The organism is Paenibacillus sp. MZ03-122A (genome assembly GCF_024213325.1).
Taxonomy (GTDB): Bacteria; Bacillota; Bacilli; order Paenibacillales; family Paenibacillaceae; genus Paenibacillus; species Paenibacillus polymyxa_B.
The window spans coordinates 208086-231062 of sequence record NZ_JANAVI010000004.1 but is presented as its reverse complement, the minus strand read 5'-3'; the positions used below and the strand labels follow the sequence as shown (position 1 = coordinate 231062).

Sequence of the window (22977 nt, the reverse complement as noted above, 5' to 3'; positions counted from 1 at the left end):
GGCTGTTAACGGATTGTGATCGTATGCACAGTCTTACCGCTTGCGCCGTCATTATCCGTCACCGTTAGCTCTACGGTATACGTTCCAGCTGTGGTGAATTTATGCTTCACCTTGGAACCGACTGCCGTATCGCCATCGCCAAAATTCCAGCTGTAGCTGACGATTTCACCATCTACATCACGGGAAGCTTTGGCGTTAAATTGTACATTTTTGTTCTTCTTAGCTGATTCATTAGCCTGAATAATGGCTACTGGCTTTTCATTGGATGTAGGTGGATTCGGATCAGGGTTCTGTCCTCCACCATTGGTTACATACAATTTTCCTGGCGCCTCCGTCTCCACTTCATTTCCCGCTGCATCCCTTACCCGGATCACGATGACTCCGCCTTCCAGATTCAGAGAAGATGAAGTGAAATAAGTACCTTCATAGTGGCCTGACGAAGTTTCATTTAATGGAATATCGTTGCGGCCCAAAGTGGACAGGTTGAAAGGCAGCTCCACATGGAAGGACGCCTCCAAACCGGATGCACTGTCAAAGGATACTCGTACCGGCTGCCCTGGAGTAATACGCACATCCTCCGCAGGGCTAATGTTTTCAAGCTTCGGCAGAGCTGTATCGACATACACCGAGCGCGTAACGGTTGTTTCGTTTTCAGCAAGATCCTTGGCCGTCACCGTAATTTGATTTTCGCCTTCGTTGATAAGCAATCGCTTGTTAAAGCTGCCATCACTTCCAAATTCAGCGGGCTCACCGTTAATCGACAATTCGGTGAGGAACTCGTCGTACACGGTACCGATAACACTAACTACACCCGCGTTCGTACGGGCTCCTTCATCAGGAGAAGTCAGGATCAGACCCGGTTTAGTCTGATCGAGCGTCACAACTACCGTTTCGGAACGATCCGTTAATTTGCCGTATACCGCTGCTTGAACACTTAGCGGATTAGCACCTGGCTGAAGATCAACCGACAAACTGAACTGACGATCCTTCACTTTCGTTGTGCCAGCCAGTTCCTTACCGTTAAAGAGCTGAATATCGGCTCCTTCTGCCGGGGAAGTTCCTGTTACGGTAATCGACTCTTCCTGCGTATACGTAGCCTTCGTAGGAGTCGTAATCGTTGGAGCATTCACCGGATATCTGACGATAGCCCGGATCATGTAGTTCCCTTCCTCCTCAGGTGATTGGCTCCATGCTCCGCTTACACCTTGCCAGCTGCGAAGTGCATTCGGGCCACTCTCATCTGTAGCAAGACCTGGCGACTGTGTGCCTACAGCAGACTGTGTATATACGATGTAGAAGTCACCTTGAACCGTCACCGGCTCTGGAAGCTGCACCGTCGTCCATTGTGTCTCATCCCTTACGGCAGTCCCGTCGAATGGACCAGCCAATAATCGTCCAGGTGCTCCTGCCGCACCGGAGGCGTCATAGATAGAATATTGGAATGCCGTTCCTCCCGGATTCGGAAAGGCAGAGTTCCAGAACAAAAGCGATGCTCCTGTCACTTGAGCCACTTCCGACTCAGGCGTCATTCTGACTGCCCATGAATTGCCTGCCGCGTTAAAGGCTCTAGCATTTTCTCCTGTCCCGTCATCGTAGGCAATGCCTCCCTGGAACCCGATGAAAGGTTTCAACGTGACATTCGCTTCCACACTACCGTTCGCAGGAGCAGTAACGGATACACTGTCGCTATAATAATTCTCAGCTGAAATGGACAATGTGTATGTTCCTTCCAGCACGTCCAGCGTAAATTCTCCAGCCTCATTCGTCTCTACCGGAGCAATACGTGCATCCTCCAGCACCAACACTTTCGCTTTTTGGATCGGTTCACCGGATTGCTTGTCGGTAATGACCCCGTGAATCGTACCGTGAGGTACGGCCTGAAGACTAAAGTTTGCTCTGATGACTTTGTTATTCTCAATCGTGACTGCTTTCGTTTGAGGCACATAACCATAGGCTTCAGCCTTCAGCGTATAGTCGCCCGCTACATGGGTAAAGCTGTATTTGCCCGTGGTCGGATCCGTTTTCACCGAACGTCCGGTTTCCAATACCGTAACCGTAGCGCTGGCTGGAAGACTGTCGAGACCGACACGTCCACTATCCACCGTTGTTTCTGCCGGCTTCACTTTCTCCTGGAATTCACTCTTTTCAGTGCTTGTAATTTTGTACAGCGGGAATTGTTCTTCCGCTTTTTCCAGCTTGATACTCGACTCAGGTACGATGTCCTTGGTCACTGTCGCAGCTGGAATGCCCAGCACACGGAAATCGTCAATGTACCAGCCGTTCTTGTTCACACTGTTATCCGATTTCAAACGGAAGCGAATTTGAATCTCATTGCCGGTGTAGCTATCCAGATTGTAATAAACTGGAGTCCACTTTTTCCCGTTCGTGTTGTGAGAGAACTTGCCCAGCTCGCTCCACGTGTCGCCATTGTTTTTGGACACTTCCACATAACCGTAATCATAGCCGGCCTCAATTTCAAACCAGTGATTGAAGGTCAGTGTTGCGTTGCGTACAGCCTGCAAATTAATTTTGGGAGAAACCAGCGAAAATTCAGCTCCGTTCTCATAATTGCTATCCAGATCGGTTGCCCACACATTGGGTCTGGACGCTGCGCTCTCTGGTCCTACTTCCTTGGGAATGCCGCGTTCCCACTCATCCTTGGTACCGGAATGAGTCCAGCCATTATCCGAGCTGCCGTCAAAATGATCGCTATACAGCGTATCTGGCACGTCTACTCTCAGAGAAGCCTCATTCGACTTGATTCCTTCATTGCCACTATAATCCTCAGCCGCCACTGCATAATGATAGGTCGCTCCACCGACCGTGATGGTATCTGTGAGTGTCAGTGCTGAGGTTGTACCGATGGAAGTATAATTTTTGCCTGATTGGGTAGAACGATACACCTTGTACTGCTTTACATCCTCATCGGAGGAAGCATTCCAGGCCAGTGTGACGTTGCCCACAGTATCTGCTTCAGCAGTCAAATTGCTCGGCGCAGCAGGTGCAACGGTGTCTGGCTCCTGAATCGACAGATCGTCAATATACCAGCCATCTTTCACAACCGTATTGTCACTCGTAAAGTTGAACAGGAGGTATACCTTTTGACCCGCGAATGCCCGCAAATCAAGATATTGTGTTTTCCAGCCGTTGCTGGTGCCGGTAAACGATAATACCTGCTCAAACGCATTCTGATTGTTTGTGGTTGCTACGTACACTTTGCCGAAATCAGAATTGTTTTCAAGATCGTACCAATGCTTGAAGCTGACCAGTGCCCCTTTTGAGCTCTCGGTCAGATCAATCGGAGGGGCCATAAAATAACTGTTGGAGTTGGCCTGATATTGGCCTTCGAGATTAGTCGCGATGACCTTTGTACCCGAATGTGCGCTTTTAGGGCCGCTTGTCGGAGTTCCCCATTTCCAAACACTGCCCTGTCCACCGATATTAATACCGGCAATGTCTTTTTCGAAGTCTTGTGTGTAGCCTGGTTTTACACCTTTGGAGATTTTAACCTTGTATACTTCAGTTTCAAATCCATTATTACCATAATCATTTACACGAATATAGTATTCCAGACCAGCGCTGTCCACCAAAAAAGTCGGGATAGACGCTTGATATGTACCATCTTTGCTGTCGCCGGAGGTCCGTTCCAACGGAATATATACATAGTTTGACGTACCTGTTGTTTTGGCAAATGCCTCAACGGCTGTCACGCCGACATCATCCGTTACATGAGCAGTCAGAGGTATATCAATACCCTCGAATGCCGCTGCGGGCGGTGTATGCTCGAGAATAGGTGCTTCCAGATCGTCGCCACCCGTTACAACTTTACCAGACACGGAACCCAGACCTTGCATGACCGAACCGACTGCATCCAGCGCATTAATGACACCATGTCCGTAACCATTGTTTGGCGAAGTAGGATATGTGCTGTCCGTGCGCGGTGTAGCTGTGTTCATCAAAATTTCCTCAAGCTGATCTACGGTAAGCGAATGATTCGCTTGCAGCAACAGAGCTGCAAGGCCCGCAACATGAGGTCCCGCCATGGAAGTACCGTTATACCCGCCTTTATAGGCGCCACCAGCGACAGATGACCGGATATTCACACCCGGTGCGGAAACTTCGGGCTTCACCTCACCATAGGGTGAGGGTCCTAACAATGAGAAGCTGGCCAGATTATCATTGCTATCCGTGGCTCCAGTAGCGAAGGATTCCGGATAGTTTGCCGGATTGGCTACCGAGGCAGGTCCGCCCGGATTGGAAAGAGAGGTATTACCTGCGGAGAATTCGGGGAAGATTTGAGCATCCCGCCACGCCTGAACCACAGGCCGGAACCATTCATCAAGACCCGGTCCGCCTCCCCACGAGTTGTTCACTACGTCTGGAGCAAGCTCGGGATGAAGATTCCCTTGGGCATCTTTTGGCGCAAGCAGCCATTGACCGCCATCCAGTATAATCGCATCCGTCGTTTCCGGATTAAAAATCCGAACCGCAATCCACTTCGCACCAGGTGCAACGCCAACTCGATTCGTTCCGTTTTCCTCAGAGCCGACCATCGTGCCCATCGTATGTGTACCATGGGAATCGTCTTCCTGATCGACCGGAAGCGTCGCATGACTATGCGGATCGTACCAGCTCAGCTCGGGATTCACGACATTGCCTGCCGCGTCCAAACCCCGCCATTTACGATGAAGGGCCGGATGTGTATAATCTACACCTGTATCCAGATTGGCAACCACGATTCCGGTTCCGTCAATTCCCTTTTCCCACACTTGTGGTGCGTTAATATGGGATATGTTCCATTCCACCGTAGATGGGTCTACAGCGTTCTTACCTGCATTGCCAGGCTTAGCCGATGTTTTGCCATCGTCCTTCTCCAGCTCTACAGCCTTCTCTACCGTTGCAGACTTCGCCGTTGCTGCTGTGGCTGTTTCAGCCGTTTTGGCATTTGCTCCCTCTGCTTGCTTGTCAACCGTCACCTTTTGCAGATAACGCGTTTCATTCGGCAAGACTTTATCGACCTCAGGCAGCTGCGAAATATGATCCAGCACCTCCTTGGTGCTTGTTACAGCCAATGCATTGACAATAAAAAAGCTTTTATATTCCTTCACTCCGCCGCTCTCTGATTGCTTATCCAAATAATTTTCAAGCCCATATTGGGTTCTTGAAGCCGTTTCACGCAGAGAACTGATCACATGGCTGCGTGCAGCCATTTTGGCAGCGGAAGGTGTTATTTTCTCAAGTGAGGCTTTTTGGAGAGCATTTTGGGAAACCTTGTTGGTGTCTACCTGTTCTTTTAATTTGACCAGATAGGTAACATAGTTATTCTCCTCAAACTGTTTGGTCAGTTTCGGGGACACCTTCGCGGTCGTGACCTTGTGCGAGGCTGATTTCAGCTCCAGCTTGGAGCCATCCGGTGTGTTATTCGCCAAAGCAGGTTGAACAAAGGAAAAGGCCATTAGCAAAGATAGTCCGATAGATAGTGGTTTCTTGAATCGTTTAGGTTTAATCAATTACTTCTCCACTCCTTTTACTAGGTTTAATGTTTCTGGAATAACCTGTACAGAGTAAGACCTCATACCTTACACATCAAACACACGGGTTGCGCAACACGATGTGGTTGGCGACCACCTCCTTCATAGAATATAGAGGCACAAAAATATTTGGCTGTTCATAGATGGTGGTACTTCATAGGTGAGTTTACAATCCCAATAGGAAGCGATGAAATTTAGTAGAAACCAAGGAGAACAAGCAGGAGAACTTCGAAGAAAAGACATGTTATATCATTACAGTTTATATTAAAAATTGATATATAATCATATATTATGGAATAGTATAAAGTTATCAAAACAGATATACAAGTCATTTTTTTGCATTTTTCTTGAAATTCTATGACTTTTATATTCTTTTATGTACGAAAACCCCTTTTTTGCGGCTACGTAATAGTGCATTACACGGCTAACAGGTGTATGCAATCTCTGTACGAGCCGCTCAAAGGGATTTCGGGGGTCTTTCTTAATCCTATCTTTCGCTCTATATCTTGTTTATTGGAAGTCGCTTATGGGATTTTTGCAAAATCCTCACTTAAGTACGGAGTTCACCGCAGCAAGCGCGTCGATCAGACCATATCCGTAACCATTGTTCGGTGAAGTCCGATACTGGCTATCTGTCAGCGGCGTCGCTGTTTTTGAAATAACATCCTCCAGTTGATCCACAGTCAAAGATGGCTTGGCCTGAAGCAGTAATGCCGCTAATCCAGCAGTATGCGGACCTGCCATGGAGGTACCATTCCATCCCCCCTCATACACTCCACCCGGTACAGAAGAACGGATGTTGACACCAGGAGCCGAAATTTCAGGCTTCACTTCGCCATAAGGAGAAGGACCGCGCAGTGAGAAGCTGGCCAGCTTGTTGTTAATGTCCGTGGCTCCTGTTGCATAAGCTTCCGGCAGATTTGCCGGATTGGCTACAGACCCAGGTCCGCCCGGATTGGACAATGTTGTGTTGCCTGCGGAGAACTCAGGGAAAATCTGAGCCGCTCTCCACGCCTTGGTGACTGGTCGATACCATTCATCCAGGCCAGGTCCGCCGCCCCAAGAGTTATTCACCACATCCGGTGCAAGCTCAGGGTGTTTTTTACCGTTTTTATCTACAGGAGCAAGAATCCACTGCCCACCATCCAGCAAGATGGAGTCGGTCGTATCTGGATTGAATACTCGAACCGCAATCCATTTGGCGCCAGGGGCAACACCGATTTCATTCGTACCGTTGCTGTCCGAGCCAACGCTCGTACCCATGGTATGTGTACCATGTCCATTTGAATCAGTTGGCAGCGATGCTCCATCAACCGCATCATACCAGCTCAGTTCTGGATTAACGACCTGACCGGAAGCATTCAGACCACGCCATTTTCTTTTCAACGCCGGGTGAGTATATTCAACGCCTGTATCCAGATTGGCGACTACAATGCCTTTGCCGTCGATGCCTTTGGCCCAAACCTGTGGTGCTTTGATTTTAGAGATATTCCACTCGACACGGCTTGGCGTTACCGCATCTTTATACACGGATTCTTCCACTGATTTTTGCGCATTCTCTTCCGTCACAGCCGTATCTACAGCGGCTTGATCTGCAACTGCTTGGTCAGCTGTAGATTCCTCAACTACGGGCTGGGCATCCTTATCTATTTCTACCTTTTGCAGTTCCCGCTTTTCATCCGGTAAAATTTTGTCGATCTCAGGAAGTGTGGCGAGATTATCCATGACCTCTTTCGTGCTGGTTACCGCAAATGCGTTCACGATAAAGTAACTCTTGTACTTTTTGACGTTTCCGTTATTGACTTCCTTCTTTAAGTATTCCTCCACGGATTGTTGCGTTTTTTCTGCTGTATCCATGAGAGAGTTCACAACCGTTGTACGTACAGAAAGCTTAGCAGCAGCGGGTGAAATTTGCTCTGCAGAGGCCTTTTGGAAAGCATGCTTGGCAACTGACTCCGTATCCACCTGATCTTTTAATTTAACCAGATAGGTAACATACTCACTAGCACTGAATTGTTGGTTCAGCTTGGCAGAAACCTTGGCGGAAATCGTCGATGCTCCTGCTGAGGTGGTTGTGCTGGAATCACCATATACCGGAGAAATCAGAGAAAAAGCAAGAAGAGCGGTAAAACTGACCGACAGCGTCTTTTTGATATTTTTCGACTTAATCAATACTTTCCATCTCCCTTTACTTGGTTTTTTAATTCTCAAGGACAACCTTCCGGGCAGCTACGTCAAAAGCTCACAAAATAGCCTCTGGTACTCACCTCCTTTAAAAAATATAGATACCGCCGGGGTGATATCCATAGGTCATCATTCTGAGGTGAACAACCCTTGGTGCAGACCGTAAAGAACGAGCATCGGGTAGAAACAGGTGGACAAGTTTGAAAATGATAAGTGAAAAAAATGAAGAGAAAGGTAGGATAAGAAATTTAGAAATAATCGAGGAGGTTAATGTGCAAGTATTAAAATACAATTTAAAACAAAAAAATGAAACATATGGTATCTTTTGAATCTAGTATAGTGTCATAAAATCAGATATTCAAGCATTTTTTTGAATTTTATTCCTTTTTTTCTTGAAGAAGAGAAAAACCTCTTCCATTTTCGAAGCAAATGCAAGTCTTCATTATGCACTTGGTTTCGGGGATTAGAAGAGATTTTTCGGCATTCAGCAACAAATTTAAAAGAGTGTTATCTGCCGCTATTTACAGGTATAGGAACCGAAACGGCTCCATCTGGAAAGGAAGATTTGGTTTGCAGCGATCTGCGGCACAGACTCGTACATTCTCGGAAAGCCATTTGCCTACATCCACAGCAATGATCCTGATTCACCAGCGCAAGGGCAGCCGTCAGGGCCTCTCCTGTATGTTCGAAAAAATGCTTTTGTCCAATCATGTCGTAGCATCCGGTTTTCTGTAGTAATGCCAGCGGTTGAGGCTGGAGCCCGGAAACAAGCACCGTTCCGCCAGACTGCCGGTATTTCTGAATTAATGCGGTAAAGTTACCTTCTCCCGTCATATCCATAAAAGGGACCTTCCCCATACGCAACAACAAAATCCCTTGTAGGTGGTCAGTCCGACCTCCCACACCTGAGTTTTCCAATACCGAGGCTGCACCGAAAAATAAAGGGCCTTCCACATTGTAAATAGCCACCTGTGGACAATCATGCTGATCTGTGACCATATGGGCGCCTACTTTTTCATGTTTTACAGAAGGATCAGGAAGTACCTTATCTACTGAAAGTGTACTGCTCATACGTTTAACAAACAATACAACTGCCAGAATTAAACCTACCTCCACAGCCGTTGTCAGCGTCGTAAAAACTGTCAGCAAAAAGGTGACAACCAGCACAATAGAATCCGCTGTCCGCGTTTTGAGAATGTGTGCAAAATGCTTGCGCTCACTCATATTCCAAGCTACTACCATCAGCACCGGAGCCATACTGGCCAACGGAATGTTAGACGCATAAGGTGCGAAAAGCACCAGGATGAGGAGCACCACGAACCCATGTACGATGCCTGACATAGGAGAAACAGCACCGTTACGGATATTTGTGGCGGTGCGGGCAATTGCACCTGTCGCAGGAATTCCGCCGAACAGCGGTGTCAGCAAATTAGCTATCCCTTGTCCAACCAGTTCACGATTGCTGTTATGCCGGGCTCCCGTCATACCGTCAGCTACCACCGCTGAAAGCAAAGATTCAATAGCTCCCAGCATTGCAATAACAAGTGCTGGCGGCAAGAGTTTCACGATCAAATCCCACGTCATCGCGGGAATATGTAGCTCAGGCAAAGATGCTGGAATTGCGCCATACGCAGAGCCAATCGTAGCCACCTGCCCTGGAAAAAGTAAAGCTGCCACCAGTGTTGACAAGAGTAGACCAACCAGTGAGCCGGGTATCTTGGGCCATTTTTTAGGCACCAAAATAAGCGCGGCAAGACAGATACAAGCCGTCAGGATACTATATACATTCAGTGAAGGAAGTCGATGGATGAGCTCTGCCATGGAAGGCAGAAAAGTTTCATGCCGCTCTACCCCACGCAAGCCGAGAAAGTTAGCAATCTGACCGCTGAATATCGTCACGGCAATACCGGCCGTAAAGCCAATTGTTACTGGCTTGGGAATAAACTTAATCAGTGCCCCCAGCCTTAGCACTCCCATTAAAATGAGCATAATACCCGCCATAAAACCGGCTATGAGTAGGTTCTCATAACCGTATTGCATGACAATAGCCAGCAAAATCGGAATAAATGCACCCGTAGGTCCTCCGATCTGGAATTTTGACCCTCCCAGCAGCGAAACCAAAATTCCCGCAACAATGGTCGTATACAGCCCATATTCCGGCTTTACTCCTGATGCAATGGCAAACGCCATACCAAGCGGAATCGCCACAATCGCTACAATACTTCCGGAAATGAGATCCTTACGCAAAGCCCCTGCGTTATAGCCTTCGAACCTTCCTATCCACTTCATTCCTGTAACCCTTCTTTTCTGTAATAGCATTACTTCTCGTTACGTATACCTTCCAGCAACGAGATCGCTTCGACCAAATGATTGTCAAAAATCCGTCGCGCCACCGCAAGTAGCTCCTTCAAAAGCGGATCACGTAGTGAATACACGACCGATGTACCTTCCTTGAAGCTGTTCACCAAATTTTTGGCTCGTAAAACGGCCAATTGCTGCGATACGGCAGAACCTTCGGAACCGAGCGCAGTCTGTAGCTCGTTCACATTCCGTTCCCCTTCACTCAGCACCTCCAAAATGCGGATGCGCAGAGGGTGAGCCAATGCTTTGAAAAAGTCGGCCTTAAATTTCTGGAGATCTCCTTCCATGCCTGCTCCGTCCCCCTCACAGAATTGTCCTATAAACGTTCAACAATATCTGAATATTTGAATATTTAGTACAATATCAGCTTTGGGCCAATTGAACTATGATGTTACTCACACTTCACCGTGAGTAAAGTTACATTTTCCCACACTTCTACCTTTCAGGGTTGACAGCTTCCACAGGTTTCCATTAACATAGCAATTAACTTTAAGAAAAGGGGGCCGACAGACATGACTGAGCTTTACATGATAACGACAGACAGACAGCATGATACAACCACATATTTGAGTTTTCGTCTCATCGGCCCCGTTCGGGCGACATGATGGGTGATATCACGCTGTCTGACGGCGTGATTAGCCAGGCTTTTTTATTTTTTTATGCTATTGGAAGAACAGGTTATTTTACGTATTTATGATGTGTTGATCATAAAATGTAATGACACTTTCGGTGCAGGAAGCCGTAGACGACAAGTCTGCGGTTTTTTTTGTTTTTTTAATCTTTTATGCAAGTATTTATGAATTTACTTGAAGAAGGGAACTACCCATTTATATGAATATACAACATACAACCGACTCGTCCTTGCATGAAGGACCATACAGCCATCTGATGAAGCTTCCGGCAGGTGATCTAACCGTATATGCTTCTCAGCAACTTTTCTCCTCACTAGATTACAAGGTGTTCGAGATGGCTAATAACAATTTACAAATTCCGGGTATCCGCTATATGGGATACACACCAGATGTACATGTAGGCGTCGGAACCTGCATCGGTACGACTGCTGTATGGGGAATAGAGGACGGCTATGTATCTCCCTCCATCGTTGGCAGTGATATTGGCTGCGGCATGCGCGTACACCTGACCAATCTGCACAAGGATGCTTTGAAGGAAACCAAGCTGCGCCGTAAGCTGGTCAAAACCATTGACAAATACTTGCCCATGGAAGCCCACCAGCGCGGGCATTATTCGGATATCCGACTGGAGCATATTGTACGCAAGGGTCTGCACGGCTTACCCAACAAATATATTCCGGACAGCTACACTCCTAAGAAATCCACCTCACTCACCCATGTAGAGCACAGTAAGTTCTCCTTTGACGAGGAGGTGCTGAATCTTGTCGAAGATCGTACGTGGCATCGGGCTCACCGACAGCTCGGCACGCTGGGTGGAGGCAATCACTTCGTCGAAATTCAGGCGATTGAAATCGCGGAGGAAAACCGCGAAACAGCTGAAGCTTGGGGTATGTTCGACGGTCAGGTGGCTGTGATGATTCATTCGGGATCACGGGCTTGGGGTGGAGCAGTCAGCCAGGCCAGTTCATCTGCCATTGCCAAGGCAATGAGCCGTCTCGGGCTCGGTACCTCTGATCCGAGACTGGTATTCGCACCGCTGGATCATCCCGAGGCTGCACATTATGTCGATATGATGTATTCGGCGCTAAATTATGCCGTGGTGAACAGACATCTCATCGCATACTCGGTGCGTGAAGCCTTCCGCGATGTCTTTGGTACAAAGTGCGAGTTGCGTACTTTGTACGATCTAATGCACAATTATGCTTGGGAGGAATCCCATCCCGATCACGGCAGCGTGTTTGTGCATCGTAAAGGTGCTACACGTGCTCTTCCAGCAGGACACCCCGACAATCCGCGGCCTTATCAGGCGACAGGGCATCCGGCCCTGATCCCCGGCTCTATGGGGACAGCCTCTTATATTATGGTAGGTTTACCAGGCGGTCAGGATAACTTCCACTCCATTTGCCATGGAGCAGGCCGTATTCGTTCGCGTTCTGCGACCAAACGACTCGTCAGTGTGGACGATTTTGCAGGAGCCCTGGGTGTAGGGACAGACGACGAAATTGTGGTCAATCAGGCATCACTGGAAAGCATTATCGACGAATCTCCGCAAGCCTACAAAAATGTAGATGATATTATCGAAAGTGTCACCGGGGCAGGACTCGCAGCAGTTGTAGCCAAATGCAAGCCGCTAGCCGCCCTGAAAGGAGCCAAATAATTTGAGTATAGACATCCCAGCTATTTACGAATTTGATGAACGTACAGATGGACGCATTACCGGTTATGCCGCTTATGCCCGTCTGATCGACGGTATCAGTGAAGCGCTCTATAACCGCTATGGCGTAAAATACGTGCTGTATGCCAGCGACGATCCCAATATTGAGTATTGGGATCTGCTGGAGGAAGATATTCGTTCAGGCAGTCCCGATCTGGAACATGTGGCACGGGTTTTCGATCGTTTGGAGGAACGCACCATCCAGTATGACGATGACGGACCGACTCCTGAATACGGCGTGCATCTGTCGATGCGTAATAATGTATTTGCCTACCCCAAGTGGGGCATCGCGCTGGCGCGAGTTCCCTTTTTCCGTGAGAATGGCGTGTACAATGAAGATTACGTATTTGCGATAGGCGACCAGGAGCTGCAAGGCTTCCTCGCGGGAGTACGCGGTCGTGAACGTAAGCAGAATATGAAGCGTGTCACCGTTTTTACCGACACAAACCGTGGACTTTCTCGGCAGGCAGAGCCGATAACCCGCGCAATTACGCGGGATGACGTGATTTTGAAAGCGGAAATCAAACGGGATATTTTCCGATCACTCGATCAGTTTTTTGAAGCGGATCGTACCTTCTATCAGACTTATAACATTCCTTATAAGCGTGGTATTTTGCTATATGGCCATCCGGGCAACGGTAAAACAACACTCGTAAAATCTATTGCCAGCAGTGTACCGGGTCCGGCAGCCTACTGGCAAATTACGGAGTATACAACCAGTGAATCGGTCAAAGAGGTGTTCGAGGCGGCTACTCGCCTGGCTCCAATGGTGCTAGTCATTGAGGACATTGATTCCATGCCTCAGGAGGTGCGTTCCTTTTTCCTGAATACCCTCGACGGTGCTACATCCAAGGAGGGCATCTTCCTGATCGGAACGACCAATTATCCCGAAAAAATCGACCCGGGTCTGATGAACCGGGCAGGGCGTTTCGACCGGGCTTATGAAATCAGTTTGCCTGACGAAGCGCTGCGACTGGCATATCTCAAGCTGCGTAACTTCCTTGTTTTTGCAGGGGAAACAGGTACACAGAAGGCGGCAGCCATGACTGACGGGTTTTCCCTGGCTCAGCTCGGAGAACTGTATGTCAGCACTGCTCTGGAGTGGCATGAGCAGGGAAAAGCCGATATTGAGCTGATTATTAAAGGTATGCGGGGCGAGCTCGATAAGAGCCGTAAGCAGGACTGGTTAAAAAATGTGGCCGAAGGACGTGTCGGGTTCTTCTGATTTATCCTTTCATTGCCTTATAAAGAAATTTATGTTATGTTGATAAACAATAAAGTATCGAAAGGGTGACCTTAAGCCAATGATCTACTAATCCTATTCCACCAAAGAAAAAAATCGTAATCTTACGAATTTTCTGGATAGGATTAGTGTAGGCTTTTGGGTATTCACGATAAGCGCATTGCTTCTTTGACGGGAGCAGTGTATCTTCTTGTTCGTACGTCTACCTCCTATCCAGAAACCAATGGATCAGGAGGTTTTTTGCATGAAAAGAATACTTGTAATCCTAATGATTAATATCTTCATCGTTATGGTGGGCGTTGGTTTAATTACCCCCATCCTGCCAGAACTGATCATTGAATTTGGTGCCAGTGGGCGGGCGATCGGTTTATTGGTAGCAGCCTATGGAGTGACACAATTCCTGCTCTCTCCAATGACTGGGCAACTGTCTGATCGATATGGGAGAAAAGCATTCATCGTCGTAGGTGGCATTGTTTTTGCTGTAGCTAAATTTATCTTTGCTATCGGAGATGAGTTATGGATGCTGTATACCTCAAGACTTCTGGAAGGAATGGCAGCAGCCCTGATTATTCCGCCCATGATGGCATATGTGGCGGATATTACAACAACCGAAGAACGCGCCAAAGGAAATAGCCTGCTAGCCGCAGCCATGTCATTCGGATTTGTCATCGGTCCTGGACTTGGTGGTCTTCTTGCAGGATATGGAACGAGAGTGCCGCTGTATATAGCAACGGGTGCGGCTATTATTGCAGTTATTTTTTCAATGATTTGTTTACCAGAAAGTTTATCGAAAGAGCAAATGAAAGCAGCGCGGGCAAGAATGATTCAGAAGAAATCTATTTATAAACAATACGCGAGATCGTTGAAGTCAAAATATACGATGCTCTTTGTACTTGTCCTGGTGATGACCTTTGGACTCGCTAATTTTGAATCTGTTCTTGGTTTATATGTAACGAACCGTTTTCAATTTTCAGCGCAACATATTGCTGTCATTCTGACCGTAGGTGCTGTGATCGGAGTCAGTATGCAAGCATTAGTTGTTGCTAAGATAATCAATAAGTTTGGTGAAAAAAGGGTGATCAAAGGATCGCTACTTTTCACCTCAGTTGCTTATATTTTATTTCTCTTCGCCAAAGATTTTTGGAGTATCTTCCTTGTCACTTCCCTTATTTTCTTTGCCACCGCTATGCTCCGTCCAGCTCTTAATACACAATTATCGAAGATGGCAGGGAATGAGCAAGGATATGTAGCTGGTATGAATAATGCCTATATGAGTGTTGGGAATATTTTAGGGCCCACTCTTGCGGGATTTTTATTTGATGCAAATCTGTTCGCTCCATTTATAGCAGGCTGTTGTATTCTGTTGATTACTTTTTTGCTTACATTAAAAATGAAATAAAAGAGGACAACTGATGAGCAAAAGGCAGCTACGGGTGCGAGGCTTTATTTTTGAAATGCCCGGCTGTAGCTGCCTTTTATTCAGTCTAAACGCTTATTTTAATAAATACTGTATTTCCCATTATTCCACTTCCCCGCTCAGACGATTCAAAAACTGAATAGCCCGTGGACTGGTGGGCTGCTCCAGAACCTCATGCGGCGTACCCTGCTCAACGATTATGCCCTGATCCATCAAAATCACATGGTCTGCGACCTCGGCTGCAAACTTCATTTCATGGGTAACAATGACCATCGTCATCCCTTCGGCAGCCAGCTGTTTTATAACCTTGAGCACTTCGCCTACCAACTCGGGGTCAAGCGCGGAGGTCGGTTCGTCGAACAATAGTACCTCAGGTTCGACCGCCATTGCCCGGGCAATACCGACCCGTTGCTGCTGTCCTCCCGACAACTGATGCGGATAGGATTCCGCTTTATCAGCCAACCCCACTTTTTTAAGCAACTCCAATGCACGTTTGCGCGCCTCGTCCTTGCTCTTTTTCTGAACCGTGACTTGTCCCTCCATCACATTTTGTACGGCTGTCATATGCGGGAAGAGGTTGTAGGATTGAAATACCATCCCTGTCCGCTTGCGCAGCGCCAAAATGTTTTCTTGCCGGAGCTTCGTTCCTTTCGCAAAATTCAGTGCAATATCCCCTACTTGGATCTCTCCTTGGTCAGGAACCTCCAGCAAATTCAAGCAGCGTAAAAGCGTTGTTTTACCAGAGCCGGAAGGACCGATGATAACAAGCACTTTCCCCTTATCCAACGTCACGTCAACACCCTTAAGCACTTCCAGCGAGCCGAACGATTTGTGTATATTCCGAATTTGGATCACCGGTACAATCTCCTTTATCTGACGGAAAAACGGCCTAGTCGCTTCTCCAGGTAATTTTGCAGCACAGTCAAAATGGTGCTAAACAGCAGGTAAATAACTCCCGCCTCGGTATACACCAATAGCGGTTCGTATGTGGTAGCTACAATCTGGTTAGCCGTTCTGAACATTTCCACATAGGTGATGGTCGCAGCCAGTGAGGTATCCTTCACCAAGCTGATGAATGAATTAGCCAACGGAGGTACGGACACACGGGATGCTTGCGGAAGCACGATACGACGCAATACTTGCCAGCGCGTCATCCCCAAGGAGTACCCCGCCTCCCATTGGCCTTCCTGAATGGATATGATAGCCGCACGCATAATTTCAGAGCTATAAGCCCCTACGCTGAGGGTAAAGCCGATCACTGAAGCAATAAACGGGTCCAGTGTAATACCTACGGAAGGTAAACCATAAAAAATAATATACAATTGCACCAGCAAAGGAGTTCCTCGAATCACCCATACATAGAAGCCGAAAATCAGCTTGAGTATTCTCCATTTGGACAGCCGGGCCAACGCTGTAATCAGCGCCAGCACGAGTCCAAGAGCAAAGGAGATAAGCGTGAGCGGAATCGTAAAAGAAACCCCTGCTTTTAGCAGAGGCAATAATGAATCGATAATGATTTGTATTTGGCGATCATCCATTGTACAGACATCCTTTGAAAAGATAGGTTTGAGAAGATTCGGTTCGACTTGGCGAACGTTGGGTCTTCATTTATTATTTGGATACGTCGGCTCCAAAATATTTCTCGGAAATTTTCAGGTACGTACCGTCAGCCTTCATATCAGCCAGCGCTTTGTTTACTTCCTTGATCAAATCTTCGCTGCCTTTATTGAATACAGCTGCGCTGTGTGAAGCATCTGAAGATTCGTCCACCTTTTTAATTGGTGCGTCAGGCTTTTGCTTTTTCAGATCAAGATAGGATAATCCATCATTGACGGTCGCATCCACCCGCTTGGAAGTCAGGAGGTCAATGGCTTGGTTGAATCCCTCTGTTGCCACAATTTCTGCGCCGTTGCTTTTCGCGATTTGAGTCAGGTTACTGGTCAGGGATTGCCCAGCCTTTTTCCCTTTTAGATCAGCAAATTTCTGGATGTCTGTATTGTCTTCGCTTACGATCAGAACTGCCTTGGAGACAATGTACGGATCAGAAAAATCATATTTTTGCTTGCGCTCATCTGTAATGGATACTTCATTGAACACCGTGTCAAACCGCTTGGAGTTTAACCCTGCGAATATGCCGTCCCATTGCGTCTCGATAAACTCCGGTTGTACACCCAGGCGTTTGCTCACTTCAGTCGCAATATCGACATCGAAGCCTGTCAGTTTACCTGCAGCATCGTGGTAGGTAAACGGAGCATAGGTGCCTTCCGTGCCAATTCTTAGCTTGCCGCTTGCTTTTACAGATTCAAGAGTAGCTGTAGCAGTAGTATCTGCTTTTCCATTATTAGATCCGTTATCTCCGGTAGATGCATTATTGTTACTGGCGCCTTTATCGTTGTTACCGCAGGCCGAAACCAGCAATGCCATCACGATGAGTACAATCGGCAAAAAACTAAATTTTTTCATGGTATCCACACTCTTTCCCTTTTTCTTGATAACCTAGCACGCGGCTGGTCATTGAATAGTACATCATTCATTTTCACGCGTCAATGCTTTTATCCAATAATCCCTATGCAAAAGGTAAGCTATATATCTTTGCAGCCTAAAGTTATTCTAGGTTGACTCTTTCATTGGCAGGCTATTCATTATAACTCCCCTCACTGCAACTTTTTCTGTACCCTTACGTTAGAGATTTCGTATAATAGGTTTTAATATGCAGTTTAGAAATATACCGGAGTGTGATCATGGATACCCAAAATTCAACCTTATCCTCTACATCACCTGAAGGAAGTCACTCGGCCTGGGCTACCTTCACTTCACCTTTAAAACAATCCAAAGCGTTCACTTTGTTGTGGCTTGGACATTGGATCGCAATGTTGGGGAGCTCAGTCACCACAGTCATTTTGCCACTGGTTATCTATTCCCTAACAGGCTCGACTACTATTATGGGACTGGCGATGACTGTTTATATGTTGCCTAACGTACTTATTCTGCCTTTCGCAGGCATGATCGTGGATAGAATTGACCGAATTCGTCTCCTTCTGTTTACGAATATCGCCCGGTTTGGACTGATGTTCATTGCGGCGGTGCTGATGTTTACAGGCGGGATGAAATTGCCGGTTCTATTCGTTGGCCTAGCGTTGTACGGATTGATGGACGGTATCTTTAATCCTGCTTATTCTGCCTTACGTGCACAGGTATTCACACCGGACATACGCAATGCAGCCAACGCACTTAGTCAGATCAGTATACAAGCCGTCCGTCTACTTGGCCCTCCGTTAGGAGGCTTCATTGTATCTTTTTCCTCACCTGGTGTTGGCTTTGGACTGGATTCTATCGCTTATCTGATATCTTTTGCCTGCTTTTGGATGTTAAGCGCTCATTTGGCCTCCATCATCGGCAAAGGTCAGGTAGATCCAGAACAGCAAGATCAGGGTAAGCAGCATTTTCTCAAGGATTTTATCGCAGGCTTTACCATTCTCAAAAGCCACCCCTGGCTATGGATTACGATTCTTGCCTTTTCCTTCATTAATATTTGTTATTCAGGCATTATCGCTGTACTCATTCCGTGGCTGTTCAAGGTTCATCATGGCTACAGTCCAGTCGTATACGGCATTGCGATGGCAAGTAGCGGCATTGGCGCTATGCTGGGGGCCTTTGTGTATGGATCACGCAAGCATTGGAAGCATCGCGGTCTACTCGCTTACTTAGGAGCTTTTGTCAGCGGTCTTGCTTTACTACTGTTGTCTGTAGTCACTTGGATGCCAGGACTGATTATGAGCATGATGCTCGAAGGATTTGGCATTATGATATTTGCGATTATCTGGGAGACAAGCCTCCAGGAATTAGTCCCAGCCGAGTCTTTTGGACGTGTAGCTAGTCTGGATCTAATGTTTTCCTTTGCCCTGCTCCCTGTCGGCTATCTGGCAGTAGGTGCTGTGGCAGATAAGCTTGGTGGTATGTTCACAATTGGCATGTTTGCAACCATCGGCATGTGTATCGTGCTGGGCGTTCTAAGTGTTCCTCATATCAGGCGGTTTCAATAGGAAAAATTCGTCACTTTTCCTCAAAAAAAGCTGCTCCCACAGGTTCATTTTCGAACCTTGCGGAAGCAGCTTCTTTTCCATTTTAGCCTTGCGCCCCATAGGGCTAGTCTATTCAATGATTCGTAAAGTTAGCCTCTACTCCGTCCAACGGAACGGAAGATCAAGCTTACAATCACGACCAGCACAATCGCACCAATTAATGCAGGAACGATGTAGAACGATCCGATTTCAGGACCCCAGTCTCCCAGAATCAAGCTACCCAACCATGCACCGATAAAACCAGCGATGATGTTACCTATCACGCCACCCGGAACATCACGACCTGCGATAATTCCTGCCAACCAACCAATAATACCACCAACAATCAATGCCCATAACCAACTCATTTTGCGTCACCTCGTTTAAGTTTTTATCGTTGTGTTCTATTATTAACCACTCGAACTCCTTTTGAACACACAGAAGACAATTGGTTAATATTACCACAGAACGAAACACTGATTTAGGAGCTTGATACCATCCTACGTGCCTCTACGAGTATTTATACCCCTTGGGTGAAAAGTGTATCTAATATGCGCTTATCCTTGTATTCCTGCTTTTTTTGTGCCATCCTCACATTATGGCTTCATTAATGTCACTTCATGCATAAGTTACAAAAATAACAGATTTTAAGGAGTGACCCCAACTGGAGTGTCGAGTAGGATGTGCCGCGTGCTGTATTGCCATTACGATTTCTTCCCCTATTCCCGGCATGCCAGATGGAAAACCAGCTGGTGTTCCTTGCCCTCAGTTAACTTCCGATTACCGTTGCCGATTGTTTGGCAAACCTGAGCGCCCAGTTGTATGCGGTGGATTCCAGGCTGATGAGGATACGTGTGGAAGCACTAATGAAAGAGCATTTGAGCTGCTGAGAGAGCTGGAGGAGTCAACTTTACCGGGTAAATCTTAAGGAGAAGTTCATTCTATATGAAGGAGAATCTTAATTATGAATGTTATTGAAAAAAGAATTGCCGAATTGAAGCAATATCGGCCCGATCTTACCGCCCCGAAGGATATAGATTTATTCTGGGCCAAAACATTGGAAGAAGTTCACGCCAAACCTGTACATGCGTTCAAAACTCTCGTAGAAACGCCATATCCTCATATTCTTGCTTACCGAGTTACTTTTGAGGGTGTCGATGATACGCCTCTGCATGCCTGGTATGTACGCCCCCGATTTGCCGGAGATCAAAAGTTGCTGTGTATCGTTCTGTTTCATGGCTATACAGGCGGAAAAGGCTATCCTGAAGATTATTCCTCTTGGCTCATGCTTGGCTTTGCGGTATTGGCCGTAGATGTGCGTGGCCAGGGAGGAGAAACGGGAGACCGTCTGGGTGATCCTCATGGTACGGTTAAAGGCTGGGTAACGAAAGGAATATTGGACAAGGATACCTGCTACTACAAAACGATTACAACCGATGCCCTTAGAGCCGTAGATTGGGTAGCGGAGCAGTCGGATGTCGATTCGGCTAAAATCGCAATCAGTGGCGCCAGTCAAGGCGGCGGACTTTCATTAATGGTGGCTGCGCTCAGCGATAAAGCTGCCATTACGGTAGCGGATATCCCCAATATGTGTCATATGGATTTTGGTATGATGAATTCTACCAGTTCCCTGACGGAAGCAGCTGAATTCGCCAACCGATTTCCGGAGCATTTGGAGCAGGTACTACATACATTAAGTTATTTTGACGTGATGAATCTGGCTCATCGCATACGTACCCCGATCATGGTATCGGTAGGGTTCAAGGATACGGTGTGTATGCCAGAGACGATTTTCGCCGCTTATAACCGTATTGAATCACCGAAAACGATTGAAATTTATCCGTTTACCGGACATTGGGTTGAAGGCTTTCAAAGACGCAAAACGGCAGAATTTTTAGTTCAGCATTTTTCTTAATTCGATTTCCAACGCTCGAAAGTACAATATATAGAATGATTCCTCCGGTGCACAAAAAAAGAACACCACGCATCAAACTGCGTAATGTTCTTTTCTACTGCATCGGGGCCAGTCCCGCTTACGCCCGACAAACTCCTCGACAACTCACACGAAACAAATCTTCTAAGATTACGATGCAGCTCGCTGTTCTGCTGCCGAATCCCCTGCCCATTTTCGCACCCAAACAAAATCCATAATCATCAGACCAAACGGGATGAAGGAGGCAAACATAATAAAAAGAGGCCGCCGTATAGACCAGTGCAGTGCTGTTTTTCCATAGATTAAAGCAACGAGGAGCAACAAAAAGCTCACCCGGTATATGTTACCAATCACCATAACCGCCTGGGTCATGCCCGCAGCTTGCAGGGGCTGGTGGGTGAATAGTATCGCCAAATAAGCTATAGCTTGAATCCAGAGCATGAGTCGGACACGCCCCAAAGGTGTTCTTAACACAAATTTAATCCCCTCTCCATAAGCAAGGATGTTCTCTCATCCTTTACACATCCTTTATTATAACGAAAAGGTTCCCAAACTCCAACCTATCCATTTTTGAGTTTTGACCTAATGAGTTGTGTCTGATACAGTTGTGTAAGAGGTGATTATAAATGCTTAAATTGGGTATATTGGACCAATCTCATATTCCTGAAGGCGGTACTGCTCAGGATGCATTATCCAATACAACAGATTTAGCGCGTGAAGCTGATCAACTGGGATATAGCCGTTATTGGGTATCCGAACATCATGCGTCCAAAACACTAGCGCACTCCAGCCCTGAGGTGCTGATTGCGCATTTGGCTGCTCACACATCACGCATTCGTGTGGGTTCAGGCGGTATTATGCTGCCACACTATAGCGCGTATAAAGTCGCCGAAAACTTCCGCTTGCTGGAGGCGCTCCATCCAGGACGCATCGACCTGGGAATAGGGCGTGCTCCCGGTGGTTTACCCCTGGCTACTCGTGCCCTGCAGGAAGGCAAGTATCAATCTGTCGAACAATATCCACAGCAGATTCTCGATTTAATCGATTACTTCCATGATTCGGTGCCTGACAATCATCGATTTGCCGGTCTTCATGCCTCCCCGATGATATCGACCGTTCCTGAATTATGGTTGCTCGGCTCCAGCGGAGAGAGCGCCAGATTGGCCGCGATGATGGGTGCCTCCTATGCCTTTGCCCAATTTTTCGGGACTCCAGGTGGTGTAGAAGCTACCGCACGTTACCACGAGCAATTCCAGCCTTCGATCCTGGGTGATAAGCCCCATTCCATGGCGGCAGTTACGGTGGCCTGCGCGGAAACCGAAGAGGAAGCTGAGCAGCTGGCGTCCAGTGCTAGTTTGTATTTCCTTTTGCTCATGCAAGGTAAAGAAATGAGTTCTCTTCCGTCGGTGAAAACAGCAATGTCCTATCCGTACACGGAGTTGGATCGTGAGCGGCTGCGTCAGTCTGCAGCCTGGCGCGTTGTTGGTACCCCTGAACAGTGTAAAGAACAACTGCTAAGACTGGCTGAGCAGTATCGTACCGATGAGTTACTGGTCGTTTCATCCATTCATGACTTTGATAAACGTGTTCAGTCCTACCGTCTGCTGGCCAAAGCTTTTGATTTGGTATAAATGTGGTTGAACAGAGGAAGAGCTTCAGAAACACAAAAACCCCCGCCTGCCTATGATGGCAACAGCGGGGGTTTGTCGTAGAGAAGGGTTCATTGGAACCACCCCCTCTGCACTATGGAAGTAATTCAAGCACCACAAAAGTCGAATATCATATGGTACTTTGGTAGTATATAAACCGACACTAAAGGGCGGGTCGTCCACTCCTAAAGTTCCAGTATCCATATACCAAAGACGTATGCTTTATACTCCAAAGCTTAGAAAAATTGCACC

Annotated in this window: 16 protein-coding genes; 7 read left to right on the top strand and 9 right to left on the bottom strand. The window is 47.1% G+C overall.

Going from position 1 to position 22977, the window contains the following annotated elements; translation table 11 throughout:
• Positions 1-5 precede the first annotated feature (5 nt).
• From NLX74_RS11075 to NLX74_RS11060, 4 genes are all read right to left on the bottom strand, one after another.
• Positions 6-5510 (bottom strand): S8 family serine peptidase, encoded by a 5505-nt coding sequence (locus NLX74_RS11075; RefSeq protein WP_254328735.1) that lies wholly within the window; start codon positions 5508-5510, stop codon positions 6-8.
• Positions 5511-6077: 567 nt separating this feature from the next.
• Entirely contained in the window at positions 6078-7703 is a 1626-nt protein-coding gene (locus NLX74_RS11070; protein WP_069290144.1) for a S8 family serine peptidase, read from the bottom strand.
• 519 nt (positions 7704-8222) lie between these two features.
• A complete protein-coding gene (locus NLX74_RS11065; RefSeq protein WP_254328734.1) occupies positions 8223-10004 on the bottom strand; it encodes a SulP family inorganic anion transporter in 1782 nt (593 codons plus the stop codon).
• Between the two features lie 29 nt (positions 10005-10033).
• Positions 10034-10363, bottom strand: coding sequence for an ArsR/SmtB family transcription factor (locus NLX74_RS11060; RefSeq protein ID WP_061828729.1), 330 nt, complete (start codon positions 10361-10363; stop codon positions 10034-10036).
• A gap of 544 nt (positions 10364-10907) precedes the next feature.
• Between NLX74_RS11060 and NLX74_RS11055 the strand changes: the two genes are divergently transcribed.
• The 3 genes from NLX74_RS11055 (at position 10908) to NLX74_RS11045 (ending at position 15064) form a co-directional block, all read left to right on the top strand.
• Entirely contained in the window at positions 10908-12365 is a 1458-nt protein-coding gene (locus tag NLX74_RS11055) for an RtcB family protein (RefSeq protein ID WP_250260717.1), read from the top strand.
• Position 12366: 1 nt separating this feature from the next.
• Positions 12367-13647, top strand: coding sequence for an AAA family ATPase (locus NLX74_RS11050; RefSeq protein ID WP_254328733.1), 1281 nt, complete (start codon positions 12367-12369; stop codon positions 13645-13647).
• Positions 13648-13909: 262 nt separating this feature from the next.
• Positions 13910-15064 (top strand): MFS transporter, encoded by a 1155-nt coding sequence (locus tag NLX74_RS11045; protein ID WP_254328732.1) that lies wholly within the window; start codon positions 13910-13912, stop codon positions 15062-15064.
• A 120-nt stretch (positions 15065-15184) separates the two neighbouring features.
• Here NLX74_RS11045 and NLX74_RS11040 read toward each other — a convergent pair whose 3' ends face one another.
• The 3 genes from NLX74_RS11040 to NLX74_RS11030 form a co-directional block, all read right to left on the bottom strand.
• Complete coding sequence (locus NLX74_RS11040) at positions 15185-15937, bottom strand: amino acid ABC transporter ATP-binding protein (protein WP_254328731.1); 753 nt, start codon at positions 15935-15937, stop codon at positions 15185-15187.
• A 14-nt stretch (positions 15938-15951) separates the two neighbouring features.
• Positions 15952-16620, bottom strand: a complete 669-nt coding sequence (locus NLX74_RS11035) for an amino acid ABC transporter permease (protein ID WP_023989825.1) — start codon at positions 16618-16620, stop codon at positions 15952-15954.
• A gap of 73 nt (positions 16621-16693) precedes the next feature.
• Complete coding sequence (locus tag NLX74_RS11030) at positions 16694-17545, bottom strand: amino acid ABC transporter substrate-binding protein (protein WP_069290151.1); 852 nt, start codon at positions 17543-17545, stop codon at positions 16694-16696.
• A 278-nt stretch (positions 17546-17823) separates the two neighbouring features.
• On the opposite strand from NLX74_RS11030, the gene NLX74_RS11025 reads away from it, so the two are divergent.
• Positions 17824-19125: an MFS transporter gene (locus NLX74_RS11025; RefSeq protein ID WP_069290152.1), complete on the top strand. Its 1302-nt coding sequence runs from the start codon at positions 17824-17826 to the stop codon at positions 19123-19125.
• 128 nt (positions 19126-19253) lie between these two features.
• Here the strand turns inward: NLX74_RS11025 and NLX74_RS11020 are convergent, their stop codons facing one another.
• Complete coding sequence (locus tag NLX74_RS11020; RefSeq protein WP_025686368.1) at positions 19254-19511, bottom strand: GlsB/YeaQ/YmgE family stress response membrane protein; 258 nt, start codon at positions 19509-19511, stop codon at positions 19254-19256.
• 296 nt (positions 19512-19807) lie between these two features.
• On the opposite strand from NLX74_RS11020, the gene NLX74_RS11015 reads away from it, so the two are divergent.
• Positions 19808-20071 carry a YkgJ family cysteine cluster protein gene (locus NLX74_RS11015; RefSeq protein WP_254328877.1) on the top strand — a complete coding sequence of 88 codons (264 nt, stop codon included), beginning with the start codon at positions 19808-19810 and terminating at the stop codon, positions 20069-20071.
• A 36-nt stretch (positions 20072-20107) separates the two neighbouring features.
• The gene (locus NLX74_RS11010) at positions 20108-21058 is read left to right on the top strand and encodes an acetylxylan esterase (RefSeq protein WP_254328730.1); all 951 of its coding nucleotides are present in this window, start codon (positions 20108-20110) and stop codon (positions 21056-21058) included.
• 168 nt (positions 21059-21226) lie between these two features.
• Here NLX74_RS11010 and NLX74_RS11005 read toward each other — a convergent pair whose 3' ends face one another.
• Positions 21227-21550 carry a DUF3817 domain-containing protein gene (locus NLX74_RS11005; RefSeq protein ID WP_069290154.1) on the bottom strand — a complete coding sequence of 108 codons (324 nt, stop codon included), beginning with the start codon at positions 21548-21550 and terminating at the stop codon, positions 21227-21229.
• Positions 21551-21702: 152 nt separating this feature from the next.
• On the opposite strand from NLX74_RS11005, the gene NLX74_RS11000 reads away from it, so the two are divergent.
• Entirely contained in the window at positions 21703-22707 is a 1005-nt protein-coding gene (locus tag NLX74_RS11000; protein WP_029515656.1) for an LLM class flavin-dependent oxidoreductase, read from the top strand.
• Positions 22708-22977: the final 270 nt, after the last annotated feature.